The 15,470-nt window shown below is 64.0% G+C and carries 14 protein-coding genes and 2 pseudogenes; 5 read left to right on the forward strand and 11 right to left on the reverse strand.

The window, feature by feature from the left end:
- Positions 1-3: 3 nt before the first annotated feature.
- A complete protein-coding gene (gene pgi / locus ACIBJI_RS23835) occupies positions 4-1,644 on the reverse strand; it encodes a glucose-6-phosphate isomerase (RefSeq protein WP_397085802.1) in 1,641 nt (546 codons plus the stop codon).
- A 47-nt stretch (positions 1,645-1,691) separates the two neighbouring features.
- A complete protein-coding gene (tal, locus tag ACIBJI_RS23840) occupies positions 1,692-2,801 on the reverse strand; it encodes a transaldolase (RefSeq protein ID WP_397085804.1) in 1,110 nt (369 codons plus the stop codon).
- Between the two features lie 151 nt (positions 2,802-2,952).
- Here tal and ACIBJI_RS23845 point away from each other — a divergent pair, with 151 nt between their 5' ends.
- Together ACIBJI_RS23845 and ACIBJI_RS23850 are read left to right on the forward strand one after the other, a co-directional pair.
- Entirely contained in the window at positions 2,953-3,753 is an 801-nt protein-coding gene (locus ACIBJI_RS23845; RefSeq protein WP_397085806.1) for a DeoR/GlpR family DNA-binding transcription regulator, read from the forward strand.
- A gap of 391 nt (positions 3,754-4,144) precedes the next feature.
- Positions 4,145-7,459, forward strand: coding sequence for a protein kinase (locus ACIBJI_RS23850; protein WP_397085808.1), 3,315 nt, complete (start codon positions 4,145-4,147; stop codon positions 7,457-7,459).
- Positions 7,460-7,676: 217 nt separating this feature from the next.
- Here the strand turns inward: ACIBJI_RS23850 and ACIBJI_RS23855 are convergent, their stop codons facing one another.
- The 4 genes and pseudogenes from ACIBJI_RS23855 to ACIBJI_RS23870 all read right to left on the reverse strand — a co-directional run.
- On the reverse strand, positions 7,677-7,889 hold the full coding sequence (locus ACIBJI_RS23855; protein ID WP_397085810.1) for a hypothetical protein: 213 nt from the start codon (positions 7,887-7,889) through the stop codon (positions 7,677-7,679).
- A 27-nt stretch (positions 7,890-7,916) separates the two neighbouring features.
- Positions 7,917-9,260: a cytochrome P450 gene (locus ACIBJI_RS23860; protein WP_397085812.1), complete on the reverse strand. Its 1,344-nt coding sequence runs from the start codon at positions 9,258-9,260 to the stop codon at positions 7,917-7,919.
- A complete protein-coding gene (locus ACIBJI_RS23865; protein ID WP_397085814.1) occupies positions 9,257-10,417 on the reverse strand; it encodes an SDR family NAD(P)-dependent oxidoreductase in 1,161 nt (386 codons plus the stop codon). The genes ACIBJI_RS23860 and ACIBJI_RS23865 overlap by 4 nt, the downstream gene beginning before the upstream one ends.
- A gap of 127 nt (positions 10,418-10,544) precedes the next feature.
- A pseudogene (locus ACIBJI_RS23870) lies at positions 10,545-10,670 on the reverse strand (IS256 family transposase); the annotation flags it as partial.
- Positions 10,671-10,672: 2 nt separating this feature from the next.
- Here ACIBJI_RS23870 and ACIBJI_RS23875 point away from each other — a divergent pair.
- A pseudogene (locus tag ACIBJI_RS23875) lies at positions 10,673-10,969 on the forward strand (IS256 family transposase); the annotation flags it as partial.
- Between the two features lie 150 nt (positions 10,970-11,119).
- Here ACIBJI_RS23875 and ACIBJI_RS23880 read toward each other — a convergent pair.
- A complete protein-coding gene (locus tag ACIBJI_RS23880; RefSeq protein WP_397085816.1) occupies positions 11,120-11,617 on the reverse strand; it encodes a DoxX family protein in 498 nt (165 codons plus the stop codon).
- A gap of 365 nt (positions 11,618-11,982) precedes the next feature.
- On the opposite strand from ACIBJI_RS23880, the gene ACIBJI_RS23885 reads away from it, so the two are divergent.
- Positions 11,983-12,180: a LuxR C-terminal-related transcriptional regulator gene (locus ACIBJI_RS23885; protein ID WP_397085818.1), complete on the forward strand. Its 198-nt coding sequence runs from the start codon at positions 11,983-11,985 to the stop codon at positions 12,178-12,180.
- Between the two features lie 290 nt (positions 12,181-12,470).
- Here the strand turns inward: ACIBJI_RS23885 and ACIBJI_RS23890 are convergent, their stop codons facing one another.
- From ACIBJI_RS23890 to ACIBJI_RS23905, 4 genes are all read right to left on the reverse strand, one after another.
- Positions 12,471-12,713: a hypothetical protein gene (locus ACIBJI_RS23890; protein ID WP_397085820.1), complete on the reverse strand. Its 243-nt coding sequence runs from the start codon at positions 12,711-12,713 to the stop codon at positions 12,471-12,473.
- Between the two features lie 121 nt (positions 12,714-12,834).
- Positions 12,835-13,143 carry a hypothetical protein gene (locus ACIBJI_RS23895; protein ID WP_397085822.1) on the reverse strand — a complete coding sequence of 103 codons (309 nt, stop codon included), beginning with the start codon at positions 13,141-13,143 and terminating at the stop codon, positions 12,835-12,837.
- Positions 13,144-13,346: 203 nt separating this feature from the next.
- The gene (locus ACIBJI_RS23900) at positions 13,347-13,619 is read right to left on the reverse strand and encodes a hypothetical protein (protein ID WP_397085823.1); all 273 of its coding nucleotides are present in this window, start codon (positions 13,617-13,619) and stop codon (positions 13,347-13,349) included.
- 13 nt (positions 13,620-13,632) lie between these two features.
- Positions 13,633-14,517, reverse strand: a complete 885-nt coding sequence (locus tag ACIBJI_RS23905; RefSeq protein ID WP_397085824.1) for a hypothetical protein — start codon at positions 14,515-14,517, stop codon at positions 13,633-13,635.
- A gap of 247 nt (positions 14,518-14,764) precedes the next feature.
- On the opposite strand from ACIBJI_RS23905, the gene ACIBJI_RS23910 reads away from it, so the two are divergent.
- Positions 14,765-15,154: a hypothetical protein gene (locus tag ACIBJI_RS23910; RefSeq protein WP_397085825.1), complete on the forward strand. Its 390-nt coding sequence runs from the start codon at positions 14,765-14,767 to the stop codon at positions 15,152-15,154.
- The last annotated feature ends 316 nt before the right edge of the window (positions 15,155-15,470 follow it).

Raw genomic sequence — 15,470 nt, forward strand, 5'->3', positions numbered from 1 at the left:
ATTTCAGATCATTTCATCGGTAGTAGCGGTGTCACGGTCGGCGGTGCCCGCTCGACGGAGACGTCGGTAGCGCATCATCAGGGCATTCGTCGAGCTGTCCAAGGCCGGCGCTCGATCGGATTCGAGATCGTCGTAGATGCCGGTTGCGAGGTTCTTGCCGAGTTCGACGCCCCACTGGTCGAACGAGTTCACTCCCCAGATCCAGCCCTGAACGAACACCTTGTGCTCGTACAACGCGAGCAATTGCCCCAGTGTGTACGGAGTGAGGCGCGGTAGCAGGATCGTGTTGCTCGGCCGATCGCCTGGGAACGAACGATGCGGCGGCCGCTCACCGGAGCTGTCGAGATCGCCGAAGGCCAGAGCTCGGGTCTGCGCGAACAGGTTTGCCATCAGCAGGTCGTGATGCACCCGATGAGTGTGAGTGGGCTCGAGGACGCCGATGAAGTCACTCGGCACGGGAGTCGTTCCTTGATGCAGCATCTGGAAGAACGCGTGCTGCCCGTTCGTGCCGGGCGCACCCCACAGAATCGGGGCGGTATCGACCCCGATCGGTCGCCCGTGCCGGTCGACGGATTTGCCGTTGCTTTCCATGTCGAGCTGCTGCAGATAGGCCGGCAGCAACGCGAGCCGTTGATCGTAGGGCAGTACCGCGAAAGCCTGTGCGCCGCAGAAGTTTCGATGCCAGATACCCAGCATGCCGAGCAACACCGGCAGATTCTGCTCGAGCGGTGCCGTGCGGAAGTGCCGGTCGATGCTGTGGGCTCCGGCCAGGAGTTCGCGGAATTGTTCGGGGCCGATGACGATCATGAGAGACAGCCCGATCGCCGACGGCAGCGAATACCGGCCGCCGACCCAGTTCCAGAATTCGAACATGTTGGCTGGATCTATCCCGAAGGCAGCCACCTCATCGGCGTTTGTCGATACCGCGACGAAGTGCTTACCCACCGCTTCGTCGCCGAGGCGGTCCACCAGCCAGCGGCGGGCGGTGCGCGCGTTGGTCAACGTCTCGACCGTGGTGAACGTCTTCGACGAGACGATGAACACTGTCGTCTCGGGGTCCAGGTCACCCAAGACCCGGTCGATGTCGTGACCGTCGACGTTCGAAACGAACCGTGCTTCGACCGCGTCGTGCGCGAATTCGCGCAAAGCGTGGTAGGCCATGCCAGGGCCCAGATCGGATCCGCCGATACCGATGTTGACTACCGTGCGAACGGGACGGCCGGTCGCGCCACGCCATCGCCCCGACCGGATCGCGTCGGCGAGATCACTCATCCGCTCCAGTACCTCGTGCACCGAACGAACGACATCGACACCGTCGAGCATGACGGATTCTTCTGCGGGAGTGCGCAGAACGGTGTGCAGCACCGCGCGGTTCTCGGTCGTGTTGATCCGCGCGCCACCGAACATCGCGTCGATCCCCGCGGCCACGCCACGATCGCGGGCCAGGCGCATCAGCAGGCTCAGGGTGCGATCGGTGATCACGTTTTTCGAATAGTCGAGCACCACACCGTCGTGTTCGGCGGACAGCTCGGTTCCGCGCCGAGGATCGCGATCGAAGAGCTCGCTCATCGAGGTCGCCGCCAGTTCCGCACGGTGGGTCGCCAATTCGTGCCACACGGGCAAGGCGGACGGGCTCGCCGGCACCTCGCCACGTTCCCTGCCGACGCCGGCGGTCTCCGGACACCACGACCTCATGAGCGCACACCCGACAGGAGCCGGTCGACGTCCTCGATCATCGCTTGCCATGAGGTCTGAAACTTCGCGATGCCCTCGCGTTCGAGCTGCCTGAGCACGTCGTCGAAATCGATTCCGGTCTCGCCGAGTTGTCTAAAGACCTCCCAGGCGTCGTCATAGTTGGGCCTGATGCGGTCACCTAGAACGGTTCCGTGCGAGATCACCGCGTCCAGAGTCGCCGCAGGCATCGTGTTCACCGTTCCCGGCGCGACAAGCTCTGTCACATACCGGGTGTCGGTGTAGGCAGGGTCTTTCACCCCGGTCGACGCCCACAGCGGCCGCAGCGGTGACGCCCCGGCCGCATGCAGCTCCAGCCAGCGTGGGTCACGCAGCATGTTCTCGTAGCGCAGATAGGCCAGACGCGCGTTCGCGATCGCGGCGCGCCCACGCAGTACCGCAGCGTCCGGTGTGGCGAGCGCGTCGAGACGCCGATCCACTTCGGTATCGACGCGAGAGATGAAAAATGATGCGACAGCACCGATCTCGGCCAGTGGGTGCCCGGCGGCGTGCGCCTTTTCCAGTCCCGCCAAGAATGCGTCGATGACTTGGTGGTAGCGCTGCACGGAGAAGATCAACGTCACGTTGACGCTGATTCCTTCGGCGAGGCAGGTGGTGATCGCCGGCAGTCCCTCGACGGTGGCGGGGATCTTGATCATCGCGTTGGGTCGGTCGACGAGCCGCCACAGCTGGCGGGCCTCGTCGATCGTGCGGCCGGTGTCGTGGGCCCACCGCGGGTCGACTTCGATCGACACCCGCCCGTCGCGTCCGCCGGTCTCTCGGTACACGGGCCGGAGTACATCGCAGGCCGAACGAACATCTGCCGTGGTCAATATGCGGACGGCGTCGAGCGCGGAAATGCCGCGCTCACGCAGGACTTGTATTTCCTCTTCGTATTCCGCGTCCTGGCCGAGCGCGTTGTGGAAGATCGTCGGGTTCGTCGTCAAGCCGACGACCGTGCCCGACCGGACGAGCCGAGCCAATTCTCCCGACCGCAACAGGTGCCGGCTCAGGTCGTCCAGCCAGACCGACACCCCCTCATCGGCCAAACCCTTCAGTGTGCGATTCATCGGATCCCTCGAATACTTTGCGCACGAAATCGCGCAGTCAATGCTCGAAATCATGCACGCCGATGCGCGAACAAGTCAACTCCCCGCTCGAGTACGATGCAGAAACCGCACGACGCATCGCTGATGCACGACCAGGTCCCGGGAGGCAACGTTGCTCGCGAGCACCCGACGGCGCGAAATCATGCATCGACTGGTCACCGACGGCTACGTCGAGGCCAAAGCGCTCGCTGACGAGCTAGGCGTCGACGCATCGACGATCCGCCGCGACCTCGACGCACTCGAACGAGCCGGGCAGGCACAACGCACCCACGGCGGCGCGCGCCCGACTCCAGGAGCCACCGCGAAACTGCCGTACACCATGAAAGAAGGCGAACGCCTGGACGAGAAGGCCGCGATCGGCGTCGCGGCCGCGGCACGGGTGCGTGACGGTCAGACGGTGATACTCGACAGCGGTTCCACCACTTACGAGGTCGCGCGCGCCCTGCGAAACCACGCGGAATTGACAGTGATCACCAATGACCTGCGCATCGCCAAATACGTAGCCGAGACGCCCGGCATGCGCCTGCTGGTCACTGGAGGTGAGCTGTTGGGTTCGGTCTTCACCCTCGTCGGCGAGCGAGCGATAACGTTCCTGTCCGACTACACCGCCGACTGGGCCTTCCTCGGCGCCGACGCGGTCGACATCGTGGCCGGCGTCACCAACATGAACACCCTCGAGGTACCCCTCAAACGGGCCATGATCGCAGCTGCGGGCAACACCCTGGTCGTAGCGGACAGCTCGAAATTCGGCAGACGCGCACTCGCCAAGGTCGCAGGACTCGACGAAATCAGCGGCGTCATCACCGATTCGGGCCTCGACCCAGCCATTTCCCGCCAGTTCGGCGACCTGATCGTCCACGCCGAGGCGGCCGCCTTCGCATCACTTCCGACTCCGAACAGTCGCAGAAGTTAGACGCCATGGTCCACTACACCGCATCCAAAGGTGCCGTCGTCGCGGTGGCCGAGGCATTGGCACGCGAATACGCGGCGTGCGGCTTCACGGTGAGTACCAGTCGACGAACTTCCACCGACGACCGATGTCGCCACGAGATCGAGTGACACGAAACCTCCAAATACGAGAAGGGCCTCGGCAAGTTCGCCGAAGGCCTGGATGGGTAGATACAAAAAGGCTCCAGCCGCTGGGTTGGAGCTTCGCAGTGGGCACAGTCGGGGCTGCCACGCAACGTAATCGGTGCGTCTGGAGTGAAGCCGACCGAACCGGCTTGGAAGGCATCGGGAACCGGCGAGGCCCCTCCAGCCGAGTGCGCGATACACTGGGGTACGTCACAGAGCAGGACCCGTGTATGGGCGACATCGACCCGTCGGAAACTCAACGCGACGTGATCAGGGCGGTCACGGCGGAGCTCGCAGATGCCGGACTCGTCGACGCCGAGGAGATCGGGCGAGGCGGGTTCGGTGTGGTGTACCGGTGTAACCAGGTCGCCCTGGACCGGACTGTGGCGGTTAAGGCGCTCACCGCTGACTTGGACGAGGGGAATCGGAAGCGGTTCGTTCGGGAACAGCGGGCGATGGGTCGACTGACCGGGCAGCCCAACATCCTCGCCGTGTTGCAAGTCGGCGAAACCGCGTCTGGAATGCCGTATCTGGTCATGCCGTACTACCCGCGAGGTTCCCTCGACGCCCGGATCCGCCGTCACGGTCCGCTGTCGTCGGCGGAGGCTTTGCGGGTGGGAGTGAAGCTGGCCGGGGCCCTCGAGACTGCACACCGGCTCGGCATCCTGCACCGCGACATCAAACCGAGCAACATCCTGATCACCGACTACGGCGATCCCGCTTTGACCGACTTCGGGATCGCGCGCATACCCGACGGGTTCCGGACCGCGACCGGCACGATTGCGGGATCGCCGGCGTTCACAGCGCCCGAGGTGCTGGCTGGGCAGACACCCGCTACCGCAGCGGATGTCTACGGGCTAGCCGCCACGTTGTTCGCCGCGTTGACCGGCCATGCGGCGTTCGAGCGGCGCAGTGGTGAGCAGGTAGTGGCGCAATTTCTGCGGATCACCACACACCCGACGCCGAACCTGCGCGAGCACAGCATCGATGAAGACATCTCGCAGGTGATAGAAGTTGCCATGAGCCGCAACCCCGAGCAGCGGCCCTCCGCTGCCGCGTTTGGCCGGCAGTTGCAGGAACTGCAGGCCGCGCGCGGCTTACCTATCGCCGAAATGGCTGTCCCAGCAGAAGCAGTTGCCGCACAACAAGCGACCGCCCCTGATCCTTCGACCACCAACCACTCGCCGACACTGGGGCCTGGTCCGCTCGGGCAGTCGGTCGGCAGGATGGGGTATATCCCCCACGACCTGACGAGTTTCGTCGGTCGGCGCACCGAATTAGCCGAAGCCAAGAGATTGCTCGCGAACTCCCGGCTGGTGACACTGACCGGCATCGGCGGGGTAGGCAAGACACGCCTGGCGATGCGTGCAGCGGCCGGCGCCCAGCGGAACTGCCCCGACGGGGCATGGCTGATCAAACTCTGGCAGCTCCACGACGGCGCCCTACTGCCGGGACTGATCGCCACCTCGATAGGAGTCAGCCCGCAAGGGAAGCCGGCACTCGAGGTGCTGATCGAATACCTGGCCTCCCGACAACTGCTGCTGGTTCTCGACAATTGCGAACAGATCGTCGACGCTGCGGCGACGGTTGCCGAAGCACTGCTCCAGGCATGCCCGAAGCTGCGGATCCTCGCCACCAGCCGCGAGGCGCTGAACATCGGCGGAGAAGCCGTACTACAAGTACAGCCCCTGACCGTTCCCGATCAGGACCAGCAACCCACGCTGCGGAGTGCACCCCGCTACGAGGCAATCACGCTGTTCGTCGAACGGGCCACAACCGCGGTTCCGGATTTCGCACTCACCGAGGACAACATCGCTGCCGCGACCGCGATCTGCCGTCACCTCGACGGGCTACCGTTGGCCATCGAATTGGCAGCGGCCCGGCTACGCACACTGTCGCCCGAACAGATCCTGTCGCGGCTCACCGATCGGTATGCGCTACTGACGCACGGCAGCCGGAACGCGCCGAGCCGCCAGCAGACCCTGCGTTGGTGCATCGATTGGAGCTACTCGCTGTGCACACCGCCCGAACAACAGGTCTGGGCACAAGTATCTGTATTCGCCGGCAGCATAGAATTCGACGCCGCCGAAGCAGTGTGCCGGGGCGACCGCGCAGCGGGGGATCTGCTCGACGCGCTCACCGGCCTGGTCGACAAGTCCATCCTGATCCGCGAGGAATCGGACGGTGTGGTGTGGTTCCGGCTGCTCGACACGGTACGAGACTACGGCCGCGAGAAGCTGGAACAAGCCGGTCGATACCGGGAAACTCGGCGGAGGCACCGAGATTGGTACCGCAACCTGGCCAATTGCGCCGAAGCCGACTGGATGAGCCCCCGCCAGCTCTACTGGATCGCCCGCCTCGACCGCGAACAACCCAACCTGCGCGAGGCGTTGAACTTCTGCCTTGCCGACACCGAAGCAGATTCGGACACCGCACTGTCGTTCGCGGCGGCCCTGCAACCGTTCTGGCTCTCCCACGGACAAACCGGCGAGGCGCGGCACTGGCTCGACCGCGCCCTCGCCGACAGTTCCGCGGCCGACACAGCAGTACGTGCCAAGGCGCTGTGGCACGCCGGGGTGGTAGCCGATCTTCAAAACGATTTCCAAGCGGCGTCCGCCCTGGTCACGCAGTTGCAGACGCTCGCAACGACGACCGAGCAGCCGATCGTGCACTCACTCGCAGATCTCGCCCAAGGCATCCAGAGGCTCTTCGACGGCGACCTCACCCACGCAGGCCCATTCCTGGAAGACGCCTTCGAATCGTTCACTGCGCAGGGCAGTTCCTACGGGCAGGTGTGGGCGCTTTTCGGACTCTTCTGGACGTACGAATTGCAGGACGACTCAGCAACAGCGAACTCGTATCAAGAAAAGCTCCTCGTCCTCACCGAATCCTGTGGCGATTCCGTACATCGGTCTTACGCCCTGTGGTTGACCGCGGTCAGCAGTTGGCGCCGGGGCGATCACGACCGTGCGCTACGACTACTGAGACAGGGGTTTCTGCTCATCAGGCAACTGAAACACTCGCTGGTGGCCGCGATGGCGCTGGAAACACTGGCGTGGATCGAGGGAGCCCGAGGCAACGCGCGCCGCGCCGCGGTGTTGCTGGGCTCCGCGCAGGCACTGTCTCAGTCGACGGGTACTTCTACCGTGCCGTTTCCGAACCTGGCCGTCCATCATGAAGACTGCGAACGGGCAGCATGTCACGCGCTCGGCCGGCAATCATTCGAGAAAGCCCACCGTGAAGGCGCCCTCCTGGACTTCGACGCCGCGATCGACTACGCCGTCGGGGAGCAAGGACGGACCACAGCGCGCGGCCCGAGCTTCGCAGCGGAACTGACCGCGCGAGAGCGGGAAGTAGCCGCGCTCATCGCCGAGGGACTGACGAACCGCGCCATCGCCGCCCGCTTGAGCATCTCCCCGCGCACTGCCGAAGGCCATGTCGAGCACATCCTCACCAAACTCGGATTCACCTCCCGCGCGCAGATCGCGGTGTGGATCGCCGAACACAGCCGAACCGCACCGTCTGGCGCGCGTGCCCGTCAATGACAAGCTCGACCCAAATTTACGACTTTTCTACGATTTAGCGCCGAGTCACGCCGCGAAATGCGTGTCCTGCCGAGGGCACAGCACGACAGAGGAATGTCGGAAGCAGTGTCGCAGGACCACCGAGCACGTTGACCGACCCCTTGGCGCGGTCGGTCTTGCCGCGCCGATACCGCTCCATGATCTGGGCTTTCTCGTACTCGACGAACATGCCCTGGAACTACACCAGCAACTGATCCTCCGGCGAATCACCACGGGGACCGCGCACGAACTCGACTTCCGTTCCGGCCCTGGTGAATTCCTCGATCAACAGTGCTTGGAGGGCGAACTTGCGGGCCAACCGGTCCGGCGAATAGCACAACAACATCCACACCGACCCCAGCGACCAGATCCCGGGTTTGATGACAAGCCTCGCCGGCTGGCCAGCAACCATGCCGGACAGTGCGAACCGCCCCGCCTTTCAGCCGGCGCGGAGTCGGGTCACTCGCATCTTCAACGGTCGTGCGAGCAGGCTGGCGCCGGCGACGGCGTGTGTTGTCTGGCCTGGGATCGGATCGAGTTGCCATCGCGCACCGATGGTGGCTGTGGTCAGGATGGCTTGGGTTTCGGCGAAGGCGTCGCCGATACATTTGCGCGCGCCGATGCCGAACGGTACGAACTCGCCGGTTGCCGTAGTTCTCGCGGCTGTCCGGTACCAACGGTCCGGATCGAAGCGGCCCGGTTCGGGGTAGAGGTTGTCGCTGTGGTGGACGAGGTATGGGCTACCGATGAGGGTGGTCCCCGGGGCGATGGCCGTGCCCGCGAGTTCGACCGGTTCGTTCGCGACGCGGGTGAGCACCCATGCCGGTGGGTACATCCGCAGGGTTTCGGTGAGGACGGCGGCAGTTAGACCGAGGCGTGGTAGATCTTCGTACCGCGCGACGCGACCGTCGAGCACATCGGTGACCTCTGCGCTGAACCGCTGCCTGATAGGCGGATGGGTGCCGAGGACATACCAGATCCATGCCATCGTACTTGCCAGCGTTTCGGTGCCGGCGATCATGAAATTGACGACCTGCGCCTGTATGTCGGTGTCGGTCAGGGTATTTCCGGTGTGGTCGCGGTGATCGCCGAGCAGCGCCATCAGACCGTGCTGGTCACCGCCGGACCTCCGGTATTCGTGGACAAGTCGTTCGGCCAACCGCCACAGCTGTTGTCGAGTGCTTCCGGAAGTGTGGCTGCCCCTCGCGAGCCTGCGCTGCAGAGCAGGCGGCACGACCAGGTGGCGGGTGGGAGAAATCTCGGTGAGTGCAAACAGGCAGGTGAGCCATTCATCGAGCATGTCGTTGTCGATATCGTCGACGAACAGAGTGCGTAGGGCGGTCGCGGTGGCGATCCGGTGCATCACTGTTGGAACGTCGATGACCTGTCCGGTTTGCCAGGAATCGGTGACGGCTACGATCTGTTCGGCCATGATGGCCGCGTAATCTTCGATGCGTTGCCGAGTGAAGGCGGGCTGCATCGCGCGACGCAGCGGCCGATGCTGGTCGTGTGTGCGTAGTGCTACGGCCCGATTGCCGACAACGGCGCGAAATCCGTCGTAGAGAAAGCCGCCTTTGCCGAAAACACGGTCATCGGTCAACATCTGAGCCAGTAGCCGGGGATCGCAGACCACGAATGCCGGTCGGCCGGCGAGCCGGATTTCGACCAGATCGTGTTCGCGTGGCAGCGATAGCAAGAATTCCAAGGGTGAAAGGCTCAGCGCCAAGGTGTGGCCGATACCCGGGACCGATGCGAGCACGCGAGCCCGCTGATGGTTGCTCATGTCGCCGACCAGCCGCCGTCGACCTGCAAGACCTGCCCATTGACGTAGGTGGTTGTGACCAGGAAATGGATAGCGTCGGCTACTTCGCTGGGCCACCCCACCCGGCGCTGCGGGACACGGCGAGCCAGTTCGGCATAGAGGCGATCCAGCTTGCCGGGCGGAAGTCCCGTTTGCTGATCGGTGCCGCCGATCAGGCCCGGAGATATGGCATTGGCTCGAATCCCACGGGGGCCCAACTCGACCGCGAGCTGAGCGACCAGCGCGTTGATCGCACCGTCCACGACGGCGCCAACGGAATAGCCGGGCAGTCCGACACGGTCGGCGACTCCCGAAGTCAATACGATTGTTCCATCGCTGGACATACGTGGGAGGGCGCATTGCACGGCGATCAGCTGACCGAGGACTCGAGTGTCGAGCAGTCGGCGAACTTTCGCCACCGAGAGCGACTCCACCGGTCCAGCGATTGCCGATCCAGCGCAGGTGACCAGGATGTCGACTCGCGGCCACTGGAGAAACAGATCGGCGAGCTGCTGGTGATCGGAGACATCCGATGACCAGCCGCGCGCGTGCTCGCCGATGGTGTCCGCCGCTTTCCGGACCCGCTCGAGACTGCGGCCGACCAGCATCACATCAGCGCCGGCTTCGGCGAGCCGACGAGCCGACGCGAATCCCAGCCCGGACCCGCCACCGGTAATCACCGCAAGTTTGCCTGCCAGTGAGGGAGCGGCCGGCAGGTCGGCTCCGATTGCCTGGTTCACACCGACATCGAGGGAGCCGACGGCCAGCGGTGGGTGAGGTGATGGTTCTCCAGGTGGCTGGGCGGAGCCATTCCACCCAACGGTGAGCTGTCCCATCTCGATTGCCCGCGCGATGCTGCCGGAGAGCCGATCGCAGGTGCGGAACACCGACGAATGGCTTCGAACGCGATGCTCAGCGTAGACCGGGCAATTACGCAACGCGTCCGTGGGCCACTGAATATCTGTGTGCTCCGGATTGCGCTTGCGCACAAGGACTTCTGTGCCGCACCGGCAGGTTACCGGCACGAACCCACTGGACAGATGGTGTTCCTCATCGCCGAGCTGATCTGCCGGGGAAGTCTCCTCGACTCGGCTCGGCGGTGCCTCATCGCGTGGTGTCTCACCTAGATTTCCGAGCATAAAAATATCTGATGACATTGACTTCTCCTACTCCGTCCGTCCGTGCGGGCCGGTGGTGGCAGTCGGGCTGCAGGGTCACGGCGTATTCGCCGCCGCGTTGCGGGCCGAGGTCGCCGCCTATGTCGTCGAATGCCTTGACTGCGAGCTGTGCTTTGTCGATATCCTCGGCGTTATAGATGTCCTTCATGGCCGCGATCGCGCCGGGATGCGTTGATTTCGGTAGTGCGGCAAGGACATTCGCTGATTTGTGGAACCGCCGAGCACTGGATCCACCTGCGCACCACGAACCCGATCGAATCCACCTTCGCCACCGTCAGATTACGCACGAAAGTCACCAAGGGACCGGGCTCACGCGCGGCCGGAATTGCCATGGCCTACAAGCTGATCGAAGTCGCCCAGGCCCGCTGGCGCAAGGTCAACGCACCCGAACTGGTCACCCTCGTCCGCAACGGCGCCCTGTTCCACAAGGGCAAGCTCCTCGAACGCCCCCGCGACATCACACCCGCCCCATCAACCGACCCAGCCGACACCACCGGGACGGAGGTCGCCTGAGAATTGCTGATCCACAGGTCTTGACAATATCTCCTGATCCGCGACTGTAAAGTCCTCCGCGCCCGGCCTCCGGTCAGACCGATCGGGTCATTGGCTGGACCGCCGAACTCACGCGCTACAACGCCCCAGTACGAAGATGCCGTGTCAAGCCTAGGCAACGACGGTCTGCGGCACGGGAGGACGCACGACCAGGAGCGCACCGAGCAGACCGACGATCGCCGCGGCTGCCGAAAGCACGGGCCCCGACGTAGCTCCGAGATCCGAGGGCAGAAGCCACATGTCGACGGACCAACGTCCTGGCTTCGCCGAGATCGCCAAGGCAGCGAGCAAGTATACGAGGGGCAGTTCGATCCCCCCCAACAGTCCGCGACCGCGAACAACCCATGCGGCGAAGCCCATGTTCAGGGAGACAAGGGCCGCTGCCAGCGACGTGAACGAACCGAATACCAGCCCAGCCCCTCCGACGAGCTGCGTGACGCCGGCCAGCAGCGCGGCAATGCGGGGCAGCGGGATGCCAATCCCCGCGAAAGACGCTGCCGTGCCCGCGAGCCCGGGTGCCCCGCCGAGGCGCGCCAGCTTCCTCACTCCGTGGACCACCATCAGGGCGCCCAAAATGCAGCGCACTAACAAGAGGGTGACGTCGTTCACGTGTTTGTCCATTTCTCATATGGGTGGAGAAGGCGGCTCAGGCCGCCGACTTATTATAGACTATACAATGTCGGGCGGAGAATCCGGAGACCTCGGCCATCGCGGTCCGGCCACTACAAGTGGCCGTTTCCTTGCGGCTTACAGGTTACAGTCTATAAAATCTGACTTCCACCCGAGTTCTGGGGTGGATGCCGACGATGCTGCAAGAGTGCCGGGTCAGTGGCCGCCATGCGGTCCGGTCGGCGCAACCCGATGAAGAAGGAGAGGCTCGCAGTGGTCAAGCCGATCGGACACACCATCCCACCGCTCGACGGGCATGCACCCCGCTGCCATACAAACATTGGAACATTCGGGTGGGTGCACGCATGGCACATCAATCGTCACTGACTGGGCGAGAGCAGCAAATCATGGCGCTGTTGGCGGCGGGCAACAACGTCGCGGAGATTGCCGGTCAGTTGTTTCTCGCGCAGAAGACAGTACGCAACAATCTGACAAGAATCTTCGCGAAGCTACAGGTGAGGGGGCAAACCGAGGCCATCCTCAAATGGCACGGCCTGGTCTGAAATTCCGACGCCTGCAGGGAGAACCGCAGGTTGTCGGCGGCAGGTGAATATTATCCAGTCCGCTGGCAGCGTGGTCCGACATTGCGGATTTCGCCGGGCAGACGGATCGAGGGTGGGCACGATTCCCGCACGGGATTCCCGAGATCGACGCGTTGATCGACGCCGCCGACCGCGAGCGTTCCGCAGGTTGGAACCTCGCTTCGGTCAGCACCCGCCGAAGGCACTGTCGCCAAACCGATCTCGCTGAACAGCAACGGGCCGCACGGCGGCGCTGGTCGGCAGCCAAGGGACTACTCACCAAGGCCCAAAAGGACGGCGACCTCGCAAAGGTCGCCGCGCACCAGCGCGAGATCGCCGCCTACAAGGAATTCGACGCCATCTCGAAATCCGTGATCACCGAGATGGTTGGCATCGTCGCCACAAGCGATGACCGCCTCGGACAACAGGTCGACCAGATGAAGCGCACCAACGAGGCCGATGACTCCGTCCTCAACGTGCTGCGCAGCCGTTCTGACGAGCACCGTCTTCGACACCAAACCCAGTGCCTACCAGCGGGCTACGCCAGAGCTGGGCGATGCGTCGGTCCACATGCGGCAGAGTTGGCGTCACAACCGCTGCGGCACCAGCCTTGGACACCGCCTCGAGAATGTCGGATCAGGACATCGACCCGCCGATCGTGTACCGGATGACCGCGGCGAGCGTGACACCGTATTTGTCGGCGGCTTCCCAGAGCATCTCCTCGTCCCAATCGCCCTCGATGCTCAGGCAGACCACACCGATGGCACCGGTACTCACCTCCTTGAGCCCATCGATGACCCGCCATATCAGATCGGGCGGTCGCAGCTCGACAGGGCGCTCATCGCCGCGATACATTATGCCCGGAATGCGTTGCGGCAGATCGTGATTCGTCTTTATTTTCTCCGCGCATCCAGGCGTCGGCTTGCGCCGTGGCTTCCTCGGCATCGTTTCCAGCCGACGCCTTCCGAATCATCCGGCCGTCATATGTGTAGATCCCTCAGCAGCACGTGCGCGCGGTCGTGGCCCGGATCTTCGCAACGACATCAGCGCGGTGTTTGGACAGCCACCAGCGGTGTTCGTTGCCCTCGAGCCGCCATCCGCCGCTCGCGTATCCGGCTGGATCGGACCCGATGCTGCCCAGTTGCCGATCACTGCCTGCCCTTGGTGGACCGGCCGTAGGCGTGGGAGGTCATCTGCGACCAGAAGTCGTGGCGAACCGCGTTCCACAGGTCGGTCAGCTTCGGCCAGCGTTCCCGTGCCTCCACCAGATCCGGGTAAGGCCCGTCGATCGATACCACCAGCAAGTCCTCGGCGGTGTCATAGATGCCATGGATCTCGATGTTGTGCTTGTCGAGTGTCCAACTCGCTTCCAGCCCATCGCATTCGGTGACGTGCTGGTGTGGCATGTCGTCGTCGGTCACGGTTGCCCCTTGGCTACTGGTGCGCTCGGCCGCGCAGGGTGTCCAGGAGTTCGTCCAGGGAGTCGAGCATCGCTCGTGCTTGCTCACCCACCACTTCTGTTTCCACGATTGGCTCGATCGCAATGACGCGTGCGATGGCCCGCTCCTGCGGTGTCATGGTCCGCGGCTTGAGCTTTCCGGCCTCCACGAGGCGCTGTATCGCGCTCTGTTTCCGTGGGCATTTAGACGCGCGGCATGCGGCGTGCTGTTGGAAGATCCGGTGCGCCTCGTCCGGATCCATCTCGCGTTCGGTGAGCCCGTGCGCCTCCGGATCGACCATCGCAGGAAGCACACGCGACCACGTTTGCTCGGGACAGACGGTCTCGAGGTCGAACTGCTCGCACACCCGCGCCGAACTGTGGCCGACAACTTCCAGGTCGTAGACGATGATCGCCGCCGCATGAATACCGATGGCAATGTTCAGCGCGTAGCCGACCGGGTCGGCGTGCCCTTCGGGCGGACACACCATGTACACGTAGCGGTAGCCGCGCTTTTCGGCGTGGCGTTGGATCGCGATCCGGCGACGCGGCGAATCCATCAGAGACGTTTCGAACCCGATCGCCTTCGGCGGCGTCTGCGGTTGGTTATGGACGGTGGCCGATTGGCCCTGCTGTGCTGTCATTGTTATGTCGGTGCTTCCAGATACGAGGTTGTACGGGTGTGGGTTTGGATAGGTGAGCCGCGCAGCGATATCCATCAGCCGTTGCCTCTGCGGTGATCCGCCTTCGCTATCGGAGCGGTCGACGGCGACGGTGGCGGTGAGTTCGACAGCGACACAACCGATCTGCTCGACGCTGCCCTGGAAATCCACGATGAGCGCATCGGATTGGATGTGCCGGACACGCTGTGGAGGTCTCATTGCCGTACGCCCACGCGCGTGCCCAGTCGCCGCTGGTACATGACACCGAACTCGTGCGCTAGCGTCGCCAATGGATGGATTCCTACGTGATGCCCCCCGGATCGCCGACAACAGCGCCTCACCCGAGGGGAACAGCGCTGCGGCGTCGGGTTCGGAACCGTCCGAGACCTCTGCGCTCGTATTCGAACCTGGAATGGCGTGCATTGAGAGGTGGGATCGCGACCTCTGCCATGCCTCCGCCGAGTGGGTGTTCGACGTCCTGGTAGACGGGTCGATGGCGGTTTGGCCGCCGCCGAAGCGGGCTCGCATGAACTCCTCGCCTTTCTCGGTCGGCGCGCATCATGCCGGGCGCGATTTCGGTGACGCGGACGGGTTGGCCGTTCAGTTCCAGGCGCCGTGTCAAAGCAAGGGCGGCGAGGGCGTGTTTGCTGGCGGCATGGGCTGCGCCTCATACGTAGGCGATGCGCCCAACAGTCCCGACACCGAACTGATCTGGCATCCACCAACCTGGTCCTGGCCTGCGCGCTGCCAGCACCACGGCGACAACACCGAAATCCTGCCGCGACTACGGGACATCCGACCGCCAACGCGGCCCACCCTCGATACGACGACCACCATGGGTGGAAAGAGGCCGTGACCAGCGATGAGAACCACTGTGCCACATCATTGAAGTATGAAGCCGAGTACCGAGGAGTTCAGTTCGGTGCGGCGACCCGCCTACGGCTCGCAACTTATTCGGCGGCGACGGCTCACGTCAGAACGAATCAGTGCGGAAGTTGCAGGCAGGGCGCGCATGTCGTGGCAGATCGGTCATAGACCCAGCTGTAGCCCGGAGTGCAGGTCGAAAGCGGCCCCGATGATCGCAGCGTCGATATCTGCCCGTGGTAGCCGTGCGCGGTGCCGGACGGCCAGTTCGCGGCCACCGAGTTTTCTGGTCCTCCTCCGCCAAAGCG

The organism is Nocardia sp. NPDC050408, from assembly GCF_044458905.1.
In the GTDB taxonomy this organism is placed as follows: Bacteria; Actinomycetota; Actinomycetes; order Mycobacteriales; family Mycobacteriaceae; genus Nocardia.